This window comes from Xanthomonas sp. WHRI 10204 (genome assembly GCF_040202875.1).
Taxonomy (GTDB): Bacteria; Pseudomonadota; Gammaproteobacteria; order Xanthomonadales; family Xanthomonadaceae; genus Xanthomonas.
Genome location: NZ_JBEGDW010000003.1, coordinates 279946 through 304629, shown reverse-complemented (window position 1 = coordinate 304629; position 24684 = coordinate 279946). Strand labels below are relative to the sequence as shown.

The window sequence follows — 24684 nt, the reverse complement described above, 5'->3', positions numbered from 1 at the left end:
GAAAGGTGACCGGGGCGAGGCGCACATGCTGCGCTGTGCGTCCGGAATTGAGGATGGATCGATGAGGCAAAAGCGAGACGGGAGCGGTTCGATGAGTCTACTGAACAGGGTGACGGAGCCTGGAAGCAACAAGAGCGACGACGCACAGCGCGTTCTGAACGGGGACGACGTCGACGTATGGTTGAAGCAGCATTTCCTGCTGGACGCGATGTCGCCGCTATCGCAGAACCAGAAGGGCATCTGGTCGCGGCAGATGATGTATCCGGCAGATCCGCTGTACAACGTGGCCGTCGCCTGCGTGGTCGGGAACGGATTCGAACGTCATGCGTTCCGGCGGGCGTGCCAGCGGTTCGTGAACAACCATCAGCTGCTCAACGCGGGCATCGTCGCTCACGGACGCGAACTCGTGCAGTGCATCGATTCCGGGCGTGACCTCGCGTGGCGTGAATTCGATTCCGACGACACGCTCGAGGCGTGCGTGGCGCGCGCGAAGATCGATGCGGACGCACCGTTTTCGCTCGACGACGGTCCGCTGTACCGGATTCACGTGTATGCCACGGCGTCCGGCCAATCAGTCGTGCTGCTGGTCGTGCATCACATCGTTTGCGACGGCAGCTCGCTCAGCCAGTGGCTATCGACGATCTGGCAAGACTATCGGGCCATGCGGCAACAGCGTGCGCTATCTGCGCCGCCGGCGGCGGCCAGCTTCTTCGACTTCGTAAAGTTCGAAGCCGAGCATCTCAGCTCCGCGGCGGGGCAGAAGAGCCTCGCATACTGGCGCTCGCAGTGTGCGGACGGCCTGCCGCCGCTCGACCCGAAACTCGATGTCCCGCTTGCCGCCCACGATGCGTCGGTATTTGCGACCGATCGATTGTCGTTCGCGATCGACGCCGAACTGGCCGCCCGCGTGCACGGATTCCGCGAGACGGGTTCGTTCAACGCGGCCACGCTGCTGATGGGCGCGTTGTTGCTGGCGCTGTCCGCCTGGCGGGACACGCAACGCTTCACGATCGGCTTGCCGACGCTCGGCCGCCCTGCGAGCGAGTTCGCGTCGACGGTGGGCAACTTCGCCAACCTTGTGCCGGTCGTTTGCGATCTCGATCCGACCCAGCAGTTTTCGCGCTGGCTCGATGACTGTCAGCGCTACGTCTATCGCGCGCTCGACCACTGGTATCCCTTCGCCGGGCTGGTAAATGCGCTGCCGCGACACTCGAACCCGCATCAGGCGATCCAGGCCGTGTTCACCTACCAGAAGTTTGGCGACGCGATCGATATCGGCACGTTGCCGCATCGCATCGGAGACACGATCGACCTCACGTTCGCTCACGACATCTACCAGCGCGACGAATACCCGCTCACTTGCGAAGTCGTCGAGCAGGGCGATACCTGGGCGGTGAATCTGAAGTACAAAACTGCGATGATCGGGCGCGACGATGTGCTGTCGCTGCAACACGCATTGCTGGGCGTGCTTGACGACGCGCTTGCGGACCCAGGACAGCCGGTGGGTGTGCTGACGGCGCGCAATACGCATCGCGACGACGGCCCCATGGCGGATGCCGAACTCGTGTCAAATGGCGAGGCTGTGTCGGATGCCGGAGCCGCGCCGGATGCCGGAGCTGCAGGCGCGGCGCAACCGTCGCCCGATGCCATGAGTCTGCCCGCGCGATTCGCCGCACAGCGCAGGCGCGATCCTGCGCGGCACGCCTTAACGTTCAACGGCCGCCACGTCACGTATGGCGATCTCGATCGTGAGAGCGACGCCCTTGCCCGGCATCTGCTGGCGCTCGGTGTGAAGCCGGGCGATCTCGTGCTGTTGTGCGCCACGCCATCGCCGGAACTGATCGGCGCAATTCTCGCGATCCTGAAAGCTGGCGCGGCGTACGTGCCCGTCGATCCCGCATCGCCGCGGCAACGAATCGACCATATCCGCGCGGACACCGGAGCACGCTACGCCATCACGACGTCGGCGTGCGAGGCCTCGGTCGAAGGCGTCGCGCATCGCGTCGTGCTCGACCGCGACGGTCGCTCGATCGCGGCATCGGCCGCACGCGCGTCGGCGCATGCGCTCCCCGAGGTGCGGCGCGAGGACCTTGCCTACGTGATTTACACGTCGGGCACCACGGGCAAGCCGAAGGGCGTGATGATCGAGCACGGCAACGTGTTGCGCCTGTTCGACCGGACTGCGCACTGGTTCGATTTCGGTCGGGACGACGTCTGGGCCCTGTTCCATTCGGTGGCGTTCGATTTCTCGGTCTGGGAGATCTGGGGCGCGCTGCTGTACGGCGGCCGGCTGGTCGTTCTCGACGCCGAGCAACGCAAGGACACGGAGCTGCTGCTCGACGTGCTAGCCGACGAGAAGGTGACGGTGTTCAATCAGACACCGGCCGCGTTCTATTCGGTGGTGCGCGCGGCGACCGGCGGTACGGATCGACGGACGCTGTCGCTGCGCTATGTGGTGTTCGGCGGCGAGAAGCTCGACTTCGCACAACTCGCGCCTTGGGTCGAGCGTTACGGCGAGCATCGGCCCGCGCTCATCAACATGTACGGGATCACCGAGACGACAGTGCACGTGACCTATGCGCCGGTGACAGCGGCTGGCGTAAAGGGCGCGCATGCGTCGGTGATCGGCAGACCGATTCCCGATCTGGATCTCCATCTGCTCGACGAGAACCGCGTGCCGGTGCCGGCCGGCGAGATCGGCGAAATCTACGTCGGTGGCGCGGGCGTGGCGCGCGGTTACCTCAACAGGCCGGAGCTGACGCGACAGCGCTTCGTCGAATACGCGGGTGCGCGGTTCTACAAGACCGGCGATCTGGCGCGCTATAACGCGCAGGGCGAGCTCGAATACATCGGGCGTAATGACGCGCAGGTCAAGATCCGCGGCTTCCGCATCGAACTCGGAGAGATCGAGGCGTGCGTCAACCAGCATCCGGCCGTCGAGAACTGCGTCGTGGTCGCACACGAGCACACCAACGGCGTCAAACATCTCGTCGCGTACTACTGCGCGAAAACGTCGGCCATGAGCGGCAGCGTCGAGGCGCGCGCATTCCGTGAATTCGTCGGCGCAAGCCTGCCTGACTACATGGTGCCGGCTTTTTTCGTCGAACTCGCACAGCTGCCGGTGACCGGCAACGGCAAGTTCGACCGGCAGGAACTGAGCCTTAGGTCGATCGAGCTGGCGCCCGGCGAGCACTCCGCCGCTGCCGCGAGCGCCACACAGCAGCGAGTGCTCGCGCTGTGGCAGCAGGTGCTGAGCGTCGCGCCCGCGCATCTCGATCAGGGCTTCTTCGAGGCAGGCGGCGATTCGCTATCGGTGGTCTTCTTCGCCCGCGCGATCGAGCAGACGTTCGACTGCGTGTTTTCGCCCGCGAATCTGTTCCGGTATGCGACGGTGCGCGACATAGCGAACTACCTGGACAATCTCAAACCGGTCGCTGTCGAAAGCGACGCAGTGCCTGGCGATACGCCGCTGATCGCCGGTGTGGATAATGAAATGTCGTCGCCGGTCGTGCCCGCGTATTACGGCGACAGCCTGGCGATCATCGGCATCTCGTGCGAAGTCCCGGGCGCCGTCGATCACCACGCGTTCTGGGCCAATCTGTTGGCCGGCCGCGAGAGCTCGGAACGGCTGTCGCGCGCCGCGCTCGACGATGCGGGCGTCGGCCCGGAACTGGCCGACCACCCCGACTACGTCCCCATCCGTTTCACCATCCCGGACAAGACGACGTTCGACGCGGACTTCTTCAAGCTGTCGGCGAAGCTTGCGGAGTTCGCCGATCCGCAATCGCGCCAGTTGCTGATGCATGCGTGGAAGGCGGTCGAGGATGCCGGCTATGCGCCCGCGGGGCTCGACGACACAGGCGTATTCGTCGCGACCGGCAACAGCGGCTACCAGACGTTGCTCGACAACGCCGACGACATCGAGCACAACGATCGCTATCTGGCGTACGTGCTGTCGCAGGCCGGCTCGTCGGCGGCGCTGATTTCCTACCATCTGGGTCTGACCGGCCCGAGCATGCACATCGGCACGAATTGCTCGTCGTCGCTGGTCGCGATCGACGCCGCGTTCAAGAGCCTGCGCGCAGGCGAATGCCGGCAGGCGATCGTGGGCGCGTCGACGCTGTTTCCGCATCCGAATGCGGGCTTTCTGTATCAACCCGGCCTCAACTTCTCGAGCAGCGGGCATTGCCGGACCTTCGACGCTGACGCCGACGGCATGATGGCCGGCGAAGGCGTCGCGGTGATCGTTTTGAAGAACGCGCTACGGGCGGTTGAGGACGGCGACGCGATCTACGCGATCTTGCGTAGCGTCGCCGTCAACAACGATGGTCGGCAAAAGAGCGGCTTCTACGCGCCGAGCGTGGAGGGCCAAGGCCGAGTGATCCGGACCGCACTTGAGCGCGCGGCCGGCGTCGACGTCGAATCGATCGCGTACGTCGAGGCGCACGGCACCGGCACCAGGCTCGGCGATCCCGTCGAGGTGATGGCGATCAACGACGTGTACAGGCAGCGGACCGACGCGATGCAGTTCTGCGCGATCGGCTCGGTGAAACCGAACATCGGCCATCTGGACACGGCGGCGGGGCTGGCCGGCTGTATCAAGGTCGCGTTGGCGCTGCACGCTCGCACGATCCCGCCGACCATCAATGTCGCCACGCCGAATCCCGCGATCGACTGGCAGGCGTCGTGCTTCCGCCTGCCGCGCGAGGCGTCGCGCTGGCCCGAGACCTCGCATCCGCCGCGCGCAGCGCTGAGCTCGTTCGGGCTCGGCGGCACGAACGCGCATGCGATTCTCGAAGCATGCCCCGACGCGTGGACTGCGCCCCGGCGTGCCGCCGGGCCGGAACGCGGACCGCAGCTGCTGGTGCTGTCCGCCGACGATCCGCGCTTGCTGCCGACGATGGCAGACACGCTGGCCGGATACTTGGCGGCGCATCCGGATCTGCCGCTCGATTCGGTGGCCTGCACGCTGCAGCTCGGCCGCCAGCCGATGCGGCACCGGCTCGCGATCGTCGCGGCCGACCTAAGCGAGGCCTGCGCGCTGCTCCAGCATTACGCCCGCGGTACGGAGGCCTCGCCGCTGCCCGCGGCGATTGCGATCTCTCGGCCCGACAACACGGCGCCGGCCGCTGGCGACGCGGCCGATGCGGTTGCGGCCGGGCTCGCGCGCCGCGATCTGGCTGCGCTGGCCGAACTGTGGGTGCAGGGACACGCCATCGACTGGCAGCCCCTGTATTCCGGCGTGCGGGTGCGTCGGACGCATCTGCCGACCTATCCGTTCGCGCGCCGTCACTACGCGGTTGCCGCCGGCCCGGCCTTGCGAACCGGTGGGGCCATATGGGCGGGTTCCGCCGCGACGTCTGCTCCGCGCATCGCGTTGCAGCTCGACGAAGACGGATCGAGGCAGGTGCAGTTCCGCCTGCGTCGCGACGATTTTTACCTCGCCGATCACCGCGTTGACGAGCGCGCGGTGCTGCCGGCGGTGATGACGTTCGAACTGCTGCGTGCGGCCGCGATGACCGACGGGACGATCCCAGGCGAACCGTTGTTGCGCATCGAGCGGGTGGTCTGGATGCGACCGGTGGTCTGCGACGGCGACGAGGTGCTGCTGAGAGTCGAGCTCGCCGCGCGGGGTGGCGAGCAGGACCGGCGCGCGCCCGTCGCGTTCGCGTTGACAGGCGCCGATCCAGCGACGGGCGAGTCGTTCGTGTTCGCCGAGGGCGAACTCAGTCTCGACACGGGCGACGGGCGGCACGCAACAGACGCGGGCGCTGGCGAGGACGTGGTCGCGTCGGCGGCGTTGCCGCAGCCGCTGTCGTCGAACTGGATCGACGGCGCGGCTTTTTATCGCCGCATCGCTGCGGGCCGCGTGCACTACGGAGCGGCTTATCTGGGTCTCGTCGAGGCGCACTGGAACCAGGACGGGTTGACCGCTCGCGTGCGCTTGCCGGAGTCGCTGTCCGGGTCGCTTGCGGCGTTCCCGCTGCATCCGAGCTTGCTGGATGGCGCATTGCAGGCGAGCGCAATGCTGGACATGATTCGGCAGCACGGCGGCGACCCTGCCAGCTGGCCGGCGGCAGCGCTCGCGGGGCAGAAGTTGCCGTTTTTCGTTCAGCAGTGCGATGTGCTTGCGCCGCTCGAACCGGAAGTGCTGGTGCGCGTGCGCGACCACCAATCGGCGCCGGCCGCGGGCGAGGCGCGGCACGACATCTTCATTTATGGGGCTTCCGGAACGCTGCTGCTCGCGATTCGCGGTTTCGTCACGCGCGCGCTACGCACGGCGCCCGGCGAGCGCCGTACCGGGTCCGGTCTCGAGGTCGAAGCCGATTCGTCCGGCGTGACGCGCGCTGACGACGTCGACGAGGCCGGCAGCAACCTGAGCGCACTGACGATAGGCTGGACTGCGCTCGGTGCCGATCGCCAATCCGGCGCTTCACCCGCCCCTGTTGTGCTGTTCAGTATCGGCGAAAAGCCGTCTGCCGCGCTTGACGTGCATTTTGCCGGCCGTCTCGCCCGTTACGTGCCGCTGCACGCGGCGCCGGATAATTCTTTGTTGGCGGCCCTGCCGGCCGACGCGCAGATGGTGTTCGCGTTTCCGGCGGTCCAGACGCCAGCCGACGATCCAGCGCTGATCGACGCCCAGCGCGATGGCGTGATCGCGGCGTTTCGCTGGATTCGGGAGATGGTAGGCCACGGTTTCGAACACACGGACTTGGACTGTACGTTCGTTGTCGAGGGTACGCAGCAAGTGCGCGATGACGATACGGTCGCTCCTGCGCACGCAAGCGTGATCGGCTTTGCGCAGAGCCTCGCCGGCGAATACGCGCACTGGCGGGTTCGCGCGCTCGACGTGCGCGCGTTCGCCGAACTCCCGGAGCCGGCGCATTGGCCACGCGCGGATGGGCAGGTCGTGTTCGCCTGGCGCGATGGCCGCTGGTTCGCGCGCGGCCTGGTCGAGATCTGTACACCCGCGCCGCGCCCGACGCTGTATCGGCAGGGCGGTCACTATCTGGTGCTCGGCGGCGCCGGCGGCATCGGTCGCACCTGGACCGAAGCGATGATCCGCGACTACCGTGCGCAGGTGATCTGGCTGGGACGCAAGCCACGCAACCGCGAGATTGACGACGAGATCGCTCGTCTCGGCACGCTTGGCCCCGCGCCGATCTACCTGCAGGCCGACGCAACGGATCTTGCGTCGCTACGCCGCGCGCGGCATGCGCTCGCCGGACTCGGCATCGACACGCTGCACGGCGTCGTTCACTCGGCGCTCGTGCTCGACGATCGCGGCATCGCAAGCATGAGCGAATCGCAATTCGTCCGCGCGCTCGACGGGAAGGTCGCCACCTCTGTGAATCTCACCCACACATTCGGCGATTGCGACCTGGATTTCATGCTGTTTTTCTCCGGCACGATCTCGTTCGTGAAAGCCGGGGGGCAGTCCAACTACGCTGCCGGTTGCAGCTTCCAGGATGCCTATGCAATGGCGATCGGGCAGCAGTGGCGCTGTGCAGTCAAGCTCGTTCATTGGGGTTACTGGGGAAGTGTCGGGATCGTCGCTACGCCCGAATACCGTCGCCGGATGCGAGCGGCCGGCGTCGGCTCGGTCGAGCCAAACCTTGCGATGCAACGACTCGCGCAATTCATGCAGGACAATCACATGCAGCAACTTGCCTTCGAACAACGTCTGTCTGCGCCCGGCGCGCCTTCCGCAAGACTGCCGGTGATGGCTGCGGCAGAAGCCTCGCTCCCGCCCGCCACGGAACCCGATGCCGCGGTCGATTATCGGCAGCACCGGTTGCACAACGCCGCGAGCCCGCTGCTACGTCACCTCGATACGCTGTACGAACACAACGGGCTGCGCGATCCGGTCGTTGAGCGCGCGGCGCTGCTGAAGGTTCGCCAGGCGCTCGGCGAGATCGATGCGCTGCCGATCGGCCGTGCCCACGATGGCGCATACCGCGCCGGTCCGCGCAGCCGCCTCGTCGAAGCGTACGAGCGCTGGTATCAGGAAAGCTGCCGGCAGTTGCAGCGCTACGGTCTGCTCGACGTGTCCGGCGTTGGCTTGCCGGATGCAGACGAAGCTCCGGATGCGGCCTGGGCACAGGTGCGCGACCGCTATTGCGCGCATCCGAGCGTGCGCGCCGGCATCGAGCTGATGGATGCGTGCCTGCGCAATCTGCCGGCGATCCTGCGCGGCGAAACCGCCGCGACTGCGGTGATGTTTCCCGATGGATCGATGCAGCTCGTTGAGAACGTGCACCGCAATCATCCGATCGCCGACTACTTCAACGAGGGCGTTGCGGAAACGGTGATCGACTACGTGAGCTATCGCGCCGGGCGCGATCGCGGCGTACGTCTGCGAATCCTTGAAATTGGTGCGGGAACGGGCGGCACCAGCAGCAAGGTACTGCCGAAGCTGCTGCCGTGGCGCGAGCAGATCGACGAATATCACTACACCGATCTTTCCAAGTCCTTCTTGTTCTATGCGCAGGACACCTACGGTCCGGACGCACCGTTCCTGAAGACTTCGATTCTCGACATCGAGGCACCGCTGACGGCCGAGCATGCGCATGCAGACAAACGCGGTAGCTACGATGTCGTGATCGCGGCCAACGTTCTGCACGCTACGCGCAACATCGACCGAACACTGCGCAACGCGCATGCGTTTCTGCGCGATGGCGGCCTTCTCGTGCTGAACGAAATGAGCGAGAACTGCGCGTTTTCGCATCTAACGTTCGGTCTCCTCGAAGGCTGGTGGCTCTACGACGACGAGTCCGCGCGAATGCCGGGGTGTCCCGGGCTCTTTCCCGGCGAGTGGGCTCGCCAGCTCGAGCGTATCGGTTTCGCAGACGTGCATTTCCCGCTCGATGGCGCGTTGTCGCTAGGCCAGCAGGTGATCGTTGCGCAACGTGCGTGCGACCGGCAGCCGACGCCGTCCGCGCCCGAGGATGCATATGCGGCACGCGACAGCCGCAGCCGAAGCGACCAGAGCAGGCGCGATCAGAGCAGGCATGACAAGGCCGGGATCGTGGCGGTGCTCGTCGCATCGGTCGCGGAGGTGCTGCGTATCAGTGCCGGTGACATCGATCGGGAGCGCAGCTTTTCTGACATCGGTCTCGATTCGATCCTCGCGATCCAGTTGACCAATCGGCTGAACACGCGTTTCGGAATACGGCTTGCCACGATCGAGTTGTTCGACCATAACACCGTCGCGCGGCTGGCCGCGCATCTTGTCGACCGGTATGGCGTGACCGGCGCGGTCAGCGGCACGGCGGTTGCGGACGCAGCGATCGAGGCCACGTCGTCCGAAGCCGCGTCGTCCGCCGGCGCCGGGTTCGCAGGCGTGATGGCGGTCGTACTGGAGCAGGTCGCGAACGCGGTGCGCGTCGGCGCCCATGAGATCGATCCGCACCGCAGTTTCGCTGACCAGGGCGTCGACTCGATCATCGGCGTACAGCTCGTCAACCGGCTGAACAAACTGTTCGGCCTGCGGATCGCGACGACGGCGATCTTCGACCACAACACCGTGCATCGTCTGGCTGGATTCCTGCACGAACGGCACTGCGCGACGCCGCTGGCGAAACCGACTGAAGCCGCCGCACCCGCTTTACCGGCCTCACAGGCCGCACCTGCCCCCGGGCGGCGCGACGCCGCGCCGGAGCGTCAGGCGATTCGCGCGCTGCTCGTCGAACGCTTGGCGGCCGTGCTGCGCATTGCCCCGGACGAGGTCGATGCGCAGAAAAGCTTCGCCGATCAGGGCGTCGATTCGATCATAGGAGTACAGCTGGTGAATCAGCTCAACAAGCGTCTCGGCCTCCGAATCGCGACGACCGTGATCTTCGATCACAACACCGTCGATCGGCTCGTGGCCCATCTGTGCGATGCGCACGGCGCCGCGCTTGAATCGACGGCTGCCGCGGACCCTGCGTCGACCCGCAGCATGGCGGGCGGCACCACCGCCGCGGCGTTCAGAGGCGCGCACGATCGCGCCGTCGTGCCCGCGCCGACGCTGGATTCCGCACCGGTCGCGATGCCGGCCGCCGTGCCGGGACGGATCCGCGCGGTCTCGATTGAGGGGCCCGGCGATATCGACGACCTGTCGATCGTGACGCTAGCGCCGCGCAGCCTTGCACGCGACGAAGTACGCGTGGCGGTGCGCGCGTTCTCGTTGAACTTCTCTGATCTGCTGTGCGCACGTGGGTTGTACCCGAACATGCCGCCGTATCCGTTCGTGCCAGGCAACGAAGCGGCCGGTGTCGTGATGGAGGTCGGCGCCGACGTGACAGGGTTGCGGTCCGGCGACGCGGTCGTCTGCCTGAGCCAGGGCTGCCACGCAGAGCAGGTCGTCTGTCCGATGAGCCAGGTGTTCGCGAAGCCCACGAGCTGGAGCTTCGAGCAGGCATGCGCGTTGCCGATCGTCGGTATCACGATGATCGATGCCTTCCGCAAGGCGGCCGTCACGCACGGCGAGCGAGTCCTGATCCAGACCGCGACAGGCGGCACCGGGCTGATCGCGATGCAGCTCGCCAAGCACCACGGCGCGGAAATTTTCGCGACGGCGGGCAGCGAGCAGAAGCTGCGGTATCTGCGCGAGCTCGGCGTCGTGCACGCGATCAATTACCGGACGCAAGATTTCGCGCAGGAGATCCAGCGACTCGCGCCTGGCGGCGTCGACGTCGTGATCAACACGCTCGGTGGCGATGCGCTGCAGAAGGGGCTGAACGCGCTCGCACCGGATGGCCGGTATATCGAGATCGCGATGACGGCCTTGAAGACCGCGCGGAATATCGACCTGTCATCGCTGTCCGACAACCAGACGTTCTATAGCGTCGATCTCGCGCGCCTGGGCGCGCGTTCCCCGCAGCGCATCGCGCAGTACTGGGACGAGCTTGTGTCGCTCACGGAGCGCGGCATCATCGCGCCGACGATCTCGGAAGTGGTCGAGTTCCGGGAATTTCGCGATGCCTATCGACGTCTCGCCGATCGGGCGACCATCGGCAAGATCGTCGTGCGCGTCAGCGAACCGACGCCGGTGGCGCGCAGCGCCATGCGCGCAGCCGGCACGCCGGCCCGCATGGCCGGCGCGGCCGACGACGCGACGCGCGGCGGAGCGCGCGCGCTCCACGACGACGACATCGCGATCATCGGGATGAGCGGGCGCTTCGCGCGCTCGCCGGATCTCGATGCGTTCTGGACGCATCTCGCCTCCGGCACCAGCCTGATCGCGCCGGTAACACGCTGGGACCTGGGTGACACCGGCCAGGCACGTTGCGATACCGGTAGTTTCCTCGACGACCTGTCGCTATTTGATCCGTTTTTTTTCAAGATCTCCGGCACCGAAGCGTGCTATATGGATCCGCAGCAGCGCTTGTTCCTCGAGGAAGCGTGGAAAGCGCTCGAAGACGCCGGTTACGCCGGCGAGCCCGGCAAGGCGCAGCGCTGCGGCGTCTATGTCGGTTGTTCCGGCGGCGACTATCACCTGCTGTTTCCCGGCCCGGGCGCGGCGGGCGACGCGGGCGAGCGGCCGCCGATCCAGTCGTACTGGGGCAACGCGGTGTCGATCATCCCGGCCCGTATCTCGTACTTCCTCGATCTGCACGGCCCGGCCATCGCGATCGACACGGCCTGTTCGAGCTCGCTCGTCGCGCTGCACATGGCATGCGCGGCACTGCGCAACGACGAGATTTCGATGGCGCTCTGCGGCGGTGTGTTCGTCCAGTGCACGGCCGGCTTCTACCAGCAGGCGCAGCGCGCCGGTATGCTGTCGGCGACCGGCAATTGCTACGCGTTCGATGCGCGCGCCGACGGTTTCGTGCCGGGCGAGGGCGTCGGCGCGATCGTGCTGAAGCGGCTGAAGGACGCGATCGCAGACGGCGACCATGTCGACGGCGTGATTCTCGCGTCGGGCATCAACCAGGATGGCAGCACCAACGGCATCACGGCGCCCAGTGCGCGCTCGCAGGAGGAACTCGAAACCGACGTCTACGACCGCTTCCGGATCGACCCGCGCGGCCTGCAAATGATTGAGGCGCACGGGACCGGTACGCCGCTCGGCGACCCGATCGAGTTCGCCGCGCTCGCCAACGCGTTCGGCCGCTACACGCAGGACCGCGGCTTCTGCGCGCTCGGTTCGGTGAAGACCAACATCGGCCATACGACCACGGCGGCGGGAATCGCCGGGGTGCTGAAGGTCCTGCTCGCGCTGCGGCACCGCCAGTTGCCGCCGTCGTGCAACTTTGCGAACGGCAATCCCGAAATCGATCTCGAGAACAGCCCGTTCTATGTCAACACGCGGTTGCGTCCGTGGGCCGCCGATGCCGGCGAGCGCCGGATGGCGGCCGTCAGCTCGTTCGGCTTCAGCGGCACCAACGCGCACGCGGTGATCGCCGAAGCGCCGCCGGTCGCGGCCGCTGGCCGCCGGCCGGCAACGGACGAGCCGGTGCTGCTGGTGCTGTCCGCGCAGACACGCGAACAGCTCGACCAGCAGCTTGCGCGGATGGCGGAGTTTGCGTCCGGCTCGGACGCGGGCGAGCTGTCGCTTGCCGACGTCGGCTTCACGCTCGCGGTCGGACGGCGCCAGATGCGTCACCGCTGGGCCTGCGTCGCGACGCGCATGGACGAATTTGCCGCGTATTGCCGCGCCGGCGTACCGGTGAAACCTTCCGCGTCTGCGGTGTTCTATGGCGATGCCAACGCGCCAGCGGCGCAGGGCGGCGTGGTCAGCGCTGCGCACGGCGCCAACGGCGATCTCATGGAGCGGGCCCGACAGTACGTCGCAGGCGATCGGCTCGATCCGGCGTCGTGGAGCGGCCTTGGCCACCGCCGCGTGCGGCTGCCGGTGTATCCGTTCGCCCGCGAATCGTATTGGGTCCAGACGCCGACCAGCGCGCCGGCCGAGGCGCGTAATCCCTGGCCGCCGCTCGCCGCGACGGGCGGCGAGCGCGGGCACGCGTACAGCTTCTCACGGCGTCTCGACGGGCAGGAGCCGTTCTTGCGCGACCATCGCGTGCATGGCGAGCCCTGGCTGCCGGCCGTCGTCTACTGGGAGATGACGCGCTGGTCGGTCTTGCAGGCCACGGACGCGGCGGGCCAGGTCGTCGTGCGCGACCTGGTCTTGCAGCAGCCGTTGTCGCTCGGCGCCGGTCCGCGTACCGTGTTCGTTCATCTCGACCGCGACGGTGCGCAGGCCTCGGCACCGCGCTTTCGCTTCACGATCGAAAGCCGGCTTGCGGATACTACCGGCGATGCGGCGGTCTATCTGACCCATTGCAGCGGTACGGTCGAGATTGCGCACACCGATGACGCCGATGCGCGGTGCTTCCTCGATCCATCGGCGTTTCGCCATCAGGCCGAGGAAATCGACGTTACCGCGTGCTATCGCACCCTTGCCGAGCTAGGCATCGAGTTCGGCCCAAGCCATCGCGGTCTGAAGAAGCTGTTCCGCTGCCGTGGCCAGCTGCTCGCGCAGGTCGGCCGTTCCGGCGCGGCCGGGGTCGACGCCGGCTACCTGTTATCGCCGACGATCCTGGACGGCGCGCTGCAGGCGAATATCGGCAATCTGATCGACAGCGCCGCCGACACGCTGCCGTTGCCTTACGCGATGGACAGTCTGACGATCGTCGACGCGCCGCAGGATCCGAGCTGGGTCTGGATCTATCCGAGCCGTGACGGCGCGCGCACCGCGACCGGCGCCAGCCACGACATTGAGGTGTTCGACGACAGCGGCCGGCTGCTGCTGGTGATGCGCGGTTGCCGTTCCGCGCAGGCGAAGCGCCAGCGCGCCCTGCATCCGCTCGTGCACGCGGCACCGAACGCGCACGAGCCTCACTATGTCAGCGCCTTCGACGGTCGCGAATTCTTTCTCGACGGTCACCGCATCGCTGGCGTGAAGGTGCTTCCCGCCGCGTGTTATCTGGAAATGGCGCGCTACGTGAACCAGTGCGCGGGCGTTGACGCCGGCGTGTTGCGCGACGTGATTTGGCTCGCACCGTATCAGGCGTCCGGTTTGCAGGACGGCGCGCGGCCAGCGTCCGTCGCGACGCATCTGGACGCTGGCGCCGAGCGGCGCTGCCGGATCGGCAGCCGCCGCGCGTCGGGCGACGAGGTGTTGCACTTCGTCGCCCGCTGTGATGCTGCGTCGGAGTCGACGCCGGACAGGGTGGACGTTGATGCCGTCGTACGACGCACGTCCGGCCGGCTCGACCGCGACGCAATGGCCGCGCTGGTCGAAACGGCATCGTCGTTCGGCGAGGCGTTCCAGGTGATGACGTGGCTACAGCACGGCGAGGACGAGGCGATCGCCGCGTACCGGCTGCCAGCCGGGCACAGCGAGCCGTTCCACTGGCATCCGGGCATCCTCAGCGCGGCGTTCGGCGCCGTCGAGATGTGGATCGCCGCGCGCGGCGAGGCAGGCGCACATCGTCTGCCTTACGGCATCGACAGCGTATTCGATTACGCACGACCAGCCGATAGCGGCTACATCCTGGTGCGTCGCGTGTCCGGCGAGGGCGCAAAGCTCGAACGCTACGACGTGGATCTGCTCGATGAGCGCGGTCACGTCGCGACAGCGATGCGCGGGTATTCGGTGCGACCCTGGGTGCCGGGCGAGCGCCGCGAGACGACGGATACGGCCACGCGCGCCAGCGCCGTGCCGGTGACGACGGCGACGCTGGGCTGGCGTGATGCGCCGGTTCCGGCGCTGACCTCGGTACAGGCGACGACCGACGTCGACCGGCTGTTCTTCGTGCCGGAGCACGACGTCGCGTTGCAGACGCTGCTGCGCGACCTCGATCCGGCGGCGCGGCTGTGCCGCCTGGGTTGCGCCGACGCCACCGCCGATGCCGAACCCGACGACGACGCCGTGGCGCGCCTGGAGCGCGCATACCGGCAGGCGTTCGAGATGCTTCGCGACTTCGCCGGCGCGTCGGGCACGCGCGCGGCGCACGTGCTGATGCTGGTGCCCGACTCCGGGCACGACGATGTGATGCCGAGCCTTCAGGCGTTGTGCGCGACGGCCGCGCTCGAATACGGCCGGCTGGCAGCGAAGACCGTGTTCTACGCCGTGTCCGGGGTCGCCGACCCGGCTGCCGACGCATACCGGTTGCGGTTGCAACACGAACTGTTGCGGCTCGACCCCGACGCGCCGGAGGTGCGTGTGGCGCTCGACGGAGGGCGCCACGCGCGGCGCGTCGATGTGGGCGTCTTGCCCGAGCGCGCGACGCTTGCCGGGCAACGCCGCGACGGCATCCTTGGGGTGCGTCCGCTCGAGCGCGGCGACGTGGTCTGGCTCGTCGGCGGGATGGGCGGGATCGGGCTGCATGTCGCGCGCGATCTCGCGGCGCGCGGGATGCGGGTGACGATCAGCGGCCGTCGTGCAGAGCCGTCGGGGTGGGACGCGCTCGCCCGCGCGGCGGGCGCGACGATCGACTATGTTGCGGTCGATGTCGCCGATCAGAGCGACGTCGAACGCGCGGTCGCCCGCATCGTCGCGCAGCATGGGCGCCTCGACGCCGTGATTCATAGCGCCGGTGTGATCGACGATGCGTATCTGCGTCATAGCGACGCGGCGGCTGCGGAGTCCGTGTTCGCTCCGAAGCTGCGCGGCAGCGTCAACCTCGATCACGCGACGCGTGCGTTGGACCTGAAGTGCTTCGCTATGTTCTCGTCGCTGTCCGCGCTCGGCAGCCCCGGGCAGGCCGCCTATGCGGTCGCGAACGCGTTCGTCAACCGATTGGCTGTGCGACGCAATCGCGACGTGCTCGCGGGTACCCGGCGCGGCCGAAGCTTCGCGATCGGCTGGCCGCTTTGGCTAGACGGCGGCATGGAGATGCCGCCGGAGCGCCGCGCAATGATGCGTGAGTTGACCGGGCTCGAAGGACTGTCGGCCGTGCAGGGCCTGGATGTGCTGGACGCAGTGCTGAACGCATGCCCGATCGGTATGCCCGACGATGGCGTGCTGCTGGTCGCGCCAGGCGCCGATCGCGAGCGGATCGTGCGCATGCTCGACAGCCGTTTCGTCGTCGCCGACGCCGTCTGCGATGCCGTGGCCGGCAGCGTCGCCGATGCGGTCGCGGCGGAGCCGGTACGGCTTCGTGCTGCCGTGCTCGATGCGCTGAAGACGATCATCGCCTCACAGCAGACGATCCCCGTCGCCAAGATCGATGACGGCGCGCTGTTCTTCGATCTTGGTTACGACTCGATCAGCCTGATCGGTCTTGCGCGGGATCTCGGCGAACGGCTCGGTCTGAGCCTGCAGCCGACGCTGTTCTTCGAATATCCCGCGCTTGGGGCGTTCGCGGACCATCTCGTCGAGGCATATCGCGAGCGGCTGGCTGCGCAGTTCAATAGCGTGCCGATGCGAGCGGACGCCTCGCCAGACGCCGGTGAGGCCGTTGCCGGCGTCACGCAGGAATCCGATGGCGCTGCACGCGCTAACCACGTCGTACGCCACGGACACGCCCTGCACGACGCTGGCGCCAGCCAGCGCGAGCGTGCCGGCGATAACGGCTGCAAGGCTTCACCCGGCGCTGCGCCAGCGCCGATGCTGCTTGCCGCCTTGATCGCGGTCGTTGCTGCGCACTGCCCGGACGCGCCGCAGGCGGTCACGGCGGACAGCGCGTTTTATCGGCTCGGCCTCGACTCCGTGGATTTTATCCAGCTCGCCGACACGTTGAGCGCTGCGCTGTCGATCCAAATACAACCGACGCTGTTCTACGAGTGCCCCGATCTTCGCGCGCTCGGCGAACATCTCGCGCGCACATGTCCGGACCTGTCGTGCGACGCGCTGGCGTCGCTCGCCTCGCATCTGGCGCGGTCCGCTGCCGTCGAGGCCGTCGCACCGCCCGTGGCAGAGGAGCGCATCGCGGTGATCGGGATGAGCTGCCGGTTTCCGGGCTCGGACAACCCGGACGAATTCTGGCGCAATCTGTCCGAGAACCGCGACTTGATCGGCCGCATGTCCGGGCTGCGCGCGGTGCTGTCCGCACGCGACACGATCGATGGCGACCGTACGCCGCCGCTTGAGGGCGGCTTTGTCGACGACATCGAGCGCTTCGATCCGCAATTCTTCGGCCTGACGCCGATGGAGGCGGAGTTCATGGATCCGCAGTCCCGCCAGTTCGTGCAGTGCGCATGGCGCGCTGTCGAGGATGCCGGCTACCGGATCGGCGATCTGGCGAAGCGCCGCGTCGGGGTGTTCGTCGGCGTGACGACGAGCGACTACCGCGATCTGTGGCTGAGCCGGATCGGCGCAGAATCGGCGACCCATCTTGGCTTGGCGCATTTTATGATCGCCAACCGCGTGTCCTACCTGTTCGACCTGCGCGGCCCGAGCGAGGTGATCGACACGGCGTGTTCGAGCTCGCTCGTCGCCATTCACCGCGCCTGCGAGAGCCTGGCGAGCGGCAACTGCGAGATCGCGATCGTCGGTGGCGTCAACGTGATCGCCAATCCCGCCGTCACCGAGGCGGCGAGCGCCGCCGGCATGCTGAGTCCGGACGGGCGCTGTAAGACCTTCGACAGCGCGGCCGACGGCTTCGGCCGCGGCGAGGGCGTCGGTGTCGTCGTGCTCAAGCGCGTGTCCGATGCGATCGCGCACGGCGACCATGTGGACGCTGTGATCGCCGCGAGCGGCGAGAATCACGGGGGCCGTTCAAGCTCGCCATCGGCACCGAATCCCGACGCGCAGCGCCAGCTGATAGTCGATCTCTACCGGCGTGCAGGCATCGACCCGGCGAGCGTCGGTTACATCGAGGCGCATGGCACCGGCACCTCGCTCGGCGATCCGATCGAGGTGAAAGCGCTCGTGCGCGCGTTCGCCGAACTGGCCGAAGGCCGGGCCGCCGCCTCTGCGCACTGCGCGCTCGGTTCGGTGAAGGCGAACATCGGCCATCTCGAAGCCGCCGCCGGCATTTCTGGATTCATCAAGACGGTGCTGATGTTGAAGCACGCCCGAATCCCCGGCAATCCGCACCTCAAGCAACCGAATCCGTATCTCGAGCTGGACGGCAGCCCGTTCCATCTCGTGCGCGAGACGCACGACTGGCCCGCTCCGCAGCGGCGCGCTGGCGTCAGCAGCTTCGGGATGGGCGGCTCGAACGCGCATGTCGTGGTCGACGCGGCCGAGGCCTACGTGATCACCCAGGGCGCCACGCCGGAAACCGCGCAGCGTCCGCTCGCGATCGGGTTGTCCGCGCGCCGACCGGCGGAACTCGACGAGATCGTCGGCAATCTGCTGACGTTCCTGTCATCGCGACCCGCGGGCAAGCTGGCGCTGCGCGATCTGGCGTTCACGCTCGCGCGTGGCCGCGAGGCGTTGCCGCACCGGCTTGCGTTCGTTGCGTGTGATCTCGACGACCTGCAGCGCAAGCTGACTCGCGCGCGATCAGGTGGCGACGCGCACGAACTGGCAAGGCAAGGCATCGCCATCGGCCGCGCCGGCGACGCCGCGCGCAAGGCCGATACGCAGCCGTTGGACGATGCGCTCGCCGCGGCGTATCGCGGCACTGCGCTCGCGCCGGACTCGCTGCGCGAGGTAAGCGCATGGGCGCATGGCGACCTCGACGTGTGGAGCGACACCCTCGCTGGCGACGGCAGGCGTGTCAGCCTGCCGACCTATCCCTTTGGCGGCAAGGCGTACTGGCTGCCCAATCCGGAGCCGGCGTCGCAGGCGCCTTCAGCGCCCAACGCCGCAATACCCGCCTCCCCGACGTCTGCCGGCGATGCGACGCCGGCGCATGCGCTGCATCCGCTACTCCATCGCGACGAACCCGTCGACGCACGCACGCGTCGCTTCGTCTCGTCGTTTTCCGGTAACGAGTTTTTCCTCGCCGACCATCGGGTTCAGGGACTGCGGCTGCTGCCCGGCGTGGCGAGTCTGGAGATGGCGCTGACAGCGGCGTGCATCGCGGCCGGCGAAACCGGCGACACGGGCGCAGTGCTGCGCAATGTCGTCTGGTCGCGGCCGGTCGTCTGGGAGCCCGCGCGCGCGACAGTCGCACTGGAACTGTTGTCCGGCGCCGACGTGCGGTCGTGGCGATACCGGCTCAACGACGGCGGCGGCGACGCGTGTGCCGAGGGCGAGATCGCGCTGACGGCGTCCATGCCGGCCGGCAAGCTCGACCTCGACCGGATGCGCCATGAGCGCGACGCCTCGCTCATCTCCGCCGAGGAATGCTACCACCGCTATCGCGCGGTCGGGATCGAATATGGGCCGGGCCATCGCGCGCTCGAGCGGCTGTTCGTCGGCCGTGACGATGTGCTCGCCGAGCTGGCGTTGCCGGCGGCCTTTGTCGACAGTGCGAGCCATTACAGGTTGCATCCGGGGCTGCTCGACGCCGCCTGGCAGGCGGTGATCGGTCTCGCGCCCGATCGCGGGCAGCGCGAAGCGCGCCTGCCGTTCGCGCTCGACGCGATGCGGATCGTGCGGCAGCCTCGCGCATCGCGACTGTGGGCCTGGATTCGCCCGAGCCGCGACGGCGATGCAAGCGTAGACATGGATATCGCGCTGCCCGACGGCAGCGTGTTGATCATGCTGCGCGGGCTGCATACGCGCAGCCAGGCTGCGGCTCCCGTGCGCGAATCCCGCGCCGACGCGTCGCAAGATCGCGCGGCCTGCCCGGATGGCGATATGCTGCCCGTCGGCGAGGTCACGCTGAGCCCGATCTGGGAGCCGCTGTCGGCCCCCGAAGCGGTGTCGCCGCCCGAGCGCGATGCGCTGTGGGTGTTCGGCGCAAACGACGAGGTGCGTCGGGTGCTCGGCAGCGCGCGCAATGTCGCGTTCTTCGACGGTCTCGACGGGACGGAAGATGCGTTCCGCCGCGCATTGCAGGCACACGTGGCGGACGCGAGAGGTGTCGCCCCGCATGTGCTCTGGATCGCCGGTGGTGGCACCGACGATGGCCTCGATCCGGATGTGCTGATCGCGCGTCAGGCGCACGGCATCCTGCCGCTGTTCCGGTCGATCAAAGCGCTGATCGGCGCCGGTCTCGACGTTGCGCCGCTCGCGTTGACGGTGGTCACGCGCAACGTCCATGCGCTCGCTGCCGATGGGCGCCACGACGTGTCCGATGCCGGCATCGTCGGCTTTGCCGGTGCCGTCGCGCACGAGTATCCGCACTGGACCGTCAGGCACTGGGACATCGACGCACCGGCTGACGCCGGCGGCCGCTTCTTCGGCGCGCTGGACGCGCATCTGGCGGCAACGGCCGGTTCCGACGGCGATGTTCGCGTGCATCGCGATGGCCGCTGGTACCGGCAGCGTCTGGTACGCGTCGTCGATGAAGGCACCGCCGAGCCGTTGTATCGCCAAGGCGGCGTCTACCTCGTGATCGGCGGCGCGGGCGGCCTTGGACGCACCTGGTCGCGGCGCATGATCGAGAGGTTCGGCGCTCGCGTCGTCTGGATCGGACGACGCCCGCTGGACGGTGAGATCCGCACGCATCTCGACGCATTCGGCGCGCCCGGCCGCGGCGGTGTCACCTACCTGCAGGCCGATGCGGGGAATCCGTTCGAGCTGGAACGCGCGTACGCAGAAATTGTCGCGCGTTTCGGCGCGATCCACGGCGTCGTGCATGCGCCGATCGTGCTGGCCGACCGCTCGTTGGCGCACATGGACGAGGCGACCTTTGCACTCGGTTACGACACCAAGCTGAAGACCTGCGTGAATCTGTATCCGCTGTTCAGCCGTGAGCCCCTCGACTTCATGCTGTTCTTTTCGTCGCTGAACGCGTTTTCGCGCTCGGCGGGGCAGAGCAACTATGTCGCCGGTTGCACTTTCACCGACGCCTACGCGAAGAAGCTCGACACGTTGCTCAGCTGCGACGTCAAGGTCGTCAACTGGGGTTACTGGGGCGATGTCGGTATCGTCTCGGGCGAGCGGCACCGCGTTCGCGCGGGTGCCGCGGGCCTTGATTCGATTGGCGCCGACGATGGGCTGCGCGCGGTCGATGCGCTGCTTGCGCGTCCCGGCGCGCAGATCGCCTACGTGAAGACCGCCCGGCCGATTTCCGCGCGCCATTACGATGCATCGACGGTGATGCGCCGCTATGCGCGGACGATTCCTGAAGTCGCCGCGCAGCTTATCGCGCCGCGTGCGGTCGCGGCGCCGGCCGACGTCACCGCACTGAGTCGCGAGACGCTGGCGTTCCGGCGTCGCGCGGGCGCGCTCGTCGAGCGCCTGCTGCTGGCGACGCTGCAGCAGGCGGCGCTCGCGCCGGAAAGTACGACGAGCGCGCGCGCTGCTGCGTTCGGAGATCGACTGCGCGCCTATGCGCCGCAGCACGTCGAGGTCTACGAGAAGTGGCTCAGGCAGAGCCATCGGCTGCTTGTCGAGGCCGGCCATCTGACGGACGCCGGCGGCGAGTTGTCGTGCCGGGTGTCGGCCGTCGCCATCAGTACGCTGTGGACCGACTGGCGACGGCTCGCCGCCGATTACGTGTCCGCGCCCGGCTACGTCGCGCAGATCGACCTGCTCGAATACTGCCTGCGCGCGCTCGGCGACATCCTGCTTGGCCGCGTCGCCGCGACCGACGTGATGTTCCCGGATGGCGGTATGGCCCGGGTAGAGGGCATCTACCGCAACAATGCGGTGTCGGACCACTTCAATGCCATGCAGAGCGAGGTGATCGCCGCCTACGTCGAGGCGCGGGTACGGATGCAGCCCGACGTGAAGCTGCGCCTGCTCGAAATCGGCGCGGGCACCGGCGGCACGACAGCCGGCCTGCTCCGCCGGCTCGAGCCGTGGCACGAGCACATCGCCGAATACTGCTACACCGACGTATCCAAGGCATTTCTGATTCACGGTCGTTCGCAGTACGGCGCACGCTATCCGTTCCTGACCACACAGTTGTTCGACGTCGGGAAAGCGCCGCTCGCGCAGGGAATCGCCGAGAACCGTTACGACTTGGTGCTCGCCACCAACGTGTTGCACGCGACAACGTCGATGCGCGACACCATGCGCCATCTGAAGGCGACGTTGCGCACTTCCGGCCTTGCGGTGGTCAACGAGGTCAGCGAGGTGAACGTGCTTGGGCATGTCACATTCGGGCTGCTGCCGGGCTGGTGGCTCAGCGAGGATCCCGAGCTGCGGATTCCCGGCAGCCCGGCGCTGTCGCCCGATGCATGGGCGGATCTCGGCGAGGCCGAGGGGCTGCGTGCGCTCGCGTTCCCGGCGCGCGAGCAGCATGACCTCGGGCAGCAGATCATCGTGTTCAAGAGCGACGGCCTGGTTCGCGCGCAGCCGCCTTCCAGCGCGATGCCGGACGCGACGGGCAACAGGCCCGAAACGCCCGCGGGCAGCATCGCAGTGCCGGCGCTACCGGCCGTAACCACGCCAATGCCGCCGTCGGAAGACACGCTGATGGAGCGTTCGCTCGCGTTCGTGCAGCGGCTCGTCGCCGATACCCTGAAGCTCGAACCGGACGAACTGACGCCCGACGAGCATTTCCAGGCGCTGGGGCTCGACTCGATTCTCGTCGTTCAGTTAACGAACCGGTTGCGCCACTACTTCGCCGACATCACCAGCCCGCTGCTGTTCAAGGTATCGACGGTGCGCGCGTTGACCGCGCATCTGCTGAAGACCGAACGCGAACGGCTGGTCGAACACGTTCGTCTCGCTTCGCCGGACTTGCCGGACAGCGGGTTCGTCGCAGTGGCTCTGGACCCTGCAGCGGGCCGTCCGGACGACGAGGCGCCGAAGCCGCGCGATGACTGGCACGGCGCCGGAGACGACGGCATCGCGGACACCGATATTGCGATCATCGGCATGAGTGGCCGGTTTCCGCGAGCGCCGAATCTCGCAGCTTTCTGGCGCAATCTGCGCGATGGGGTGAACTGCATCAGCGAAATCCCACCGTCGCGCTGGCGCTGGCAGGACTACTACGATCCGGAACCGGGCAAGGACGGCAAGATCTATGCGCGCTGGGGCGGGTTTCTGGACAGCATCGATCGCTTCGATCCGCTGTTCTTCCACATCTCGCCGAAGGATGCGGAACGGATGGACCCGCAAGAGCGATTGTTCCTCGAAGAAGCCTACCGTGCGATCGAGGACGCCGGCTACACGCCACGCGGGCTTAGCGACACTGGCAGCGTCGGTGTGTTCGTTGGCGCGATGAACGGCGTCTACAACGCGCAGCCGAATTTCTGGTCGATCGCCAACCGGGTCTCGTACTGCCTCGATCTGTCCGGCCCGAGCATGGCCATCGACACTGCGTGCTCGTCATCGCTGACCGCGTTGCATACCGCGGTCGAAAGCCTGCTGTGCGGTTCATGCGAGGCGGCGATCGTCGGCGGCGTCAGCCTGATCGTCGATGCTGTCCAGTACCAGGGGCTGTGCGCCATGACGATGCTATCGCCCGGCGATCGCTGCAAGGCGTTCGGCGCCGATGCGGACGGGTTCGTCGATGGCGAGGGCGTCGGTGCGTTTGTGATCAAACCGCTGCGCAGGGCGCTGGCCGACGGCGACGCGATTCACGGAGTACTGAAGGGAAGTGCGATCAACGCCGGCGGGAAAACGCACGGCTACATGGTGCCCAATCCCGTCCGGCAGTCGGAGACGCTGCGCCGGGCGCTCGAACGCGCCGGCGTGACGCCGGCGCAGATCGGTTACGTCGAGGCGCACGGCACCGGCACCGCACTCGGCGACCCCATCGAGATCTCGGCGCTCACCGACGTGTTCGCCGGTGCAGCCGACGCAGGTGGCGACGCCGCGCACTGCGCGATCGGCTCGGTGAAGTCGAACATCGGCCATCTGGAGAGCGCGGCCGGCGTCGCCGGCATCGCGAAGGTGCTGCTGCAGATGCGGCATCGCCAGCTGGTCGCGTCGCTCCACGCGTCCGATGCCAATCCTGAGATTGATTTCGGCCGCACGCCGTTCCGCGTGCAGCAGCAATTGGCGGACTGGGCGCCACGCAGGTCGGGCAACGGCGTGCCGGCACGCATCGCTGGCGTTTCGTCGTTCGGCGCGGGTGGCGCGAACGCGCACGTGATCATCGCCGAGGCGCCCGAGCGCCGGACCGCCGCGTCGCTATCCGCGACCGGTGCCACGTGCTCGCCCGAGATCGTCGTACTGTCCGCGAAAAGCGCGGACGCGCTACGCAGGAAAGTGAGCGATCTCGCGCGCTATCTGGAAACGGATGGCGCCGGCGTCTCGATTACCGATCTTGCATTCACTCTGCAGACCGGCCGCGAGGCGATGCATTGGCGCGCCGCGTGGATCGGCGACAGCGTCGAAGCCGTGCTCAGCCAGTTGCACGCTTGGCTCGTGCTGGAGGGCGAGGCCGGCAACGACACTGGCACTGGCGCGCGCGGCGCGGGCGCACGGCACGCCGATGCCGATGTGCGACGTCTGCTCGACGACGGTGAACTGGCGGGCGTCGCGCGCGTCTGGGTCAACGGGGCGCAGGTCGACTGGACGCGCTTGCAGCGCGATCCGGGGGTGTCTGCGCGCCGGCTGCATTTGCCGACCTATCCGTTCGCCGGTGCGTCGTACTGGCGTGCTGGCGCGCAGGCGACGTCGTGCGCGGAGCCCGGAGCGGGTGTCGGCGATGGCGGAGACGAAGATGCGTTTGACGAGGCCCTGTATGCCTCAGTGATCGACGATTTGATGCACCGGAATCTGGACGCGCACGCGGCGCTGCAGATTGTTCGTTCCGGTCTATGAACCTGGTCGTGCGACGGCGCTTCGGC

1 protein-coding gene is annotated in these 24684 nt (G+C 67.6%); it reads left to right on the top strand.

Features of this window, described 5'->3' with window-relative positions; genetic code table 11:
- The first annotated feature begins 91 nt into the window (after nucleotides 1–91).
- Nucleotides 92–24658 (top strand): non-ribosomal peptide synthetase, encoded by a 24567-nt coding sequence (locus ABQZ00_RS18295; RefSeq protein ID WP_323522794.1) that lies wholly within the window; start codon nucleotides 92–94, stop codon nucleotides 24656–24658.
- The last annotated feature ends 26 nt before the right edge of the window (nucleotides 24659–24684 follow it).

Bases quoted from the DNA above. Each gene is read 5' to 3' on its own strand.
- ABQZ00_RS18295 (WP_323522794.1), top strand. From the start codon at position 92: ATGAGTCTACTGAACAGGGTGACGGAGCCTGGAAGCAACAAGAGCGAC.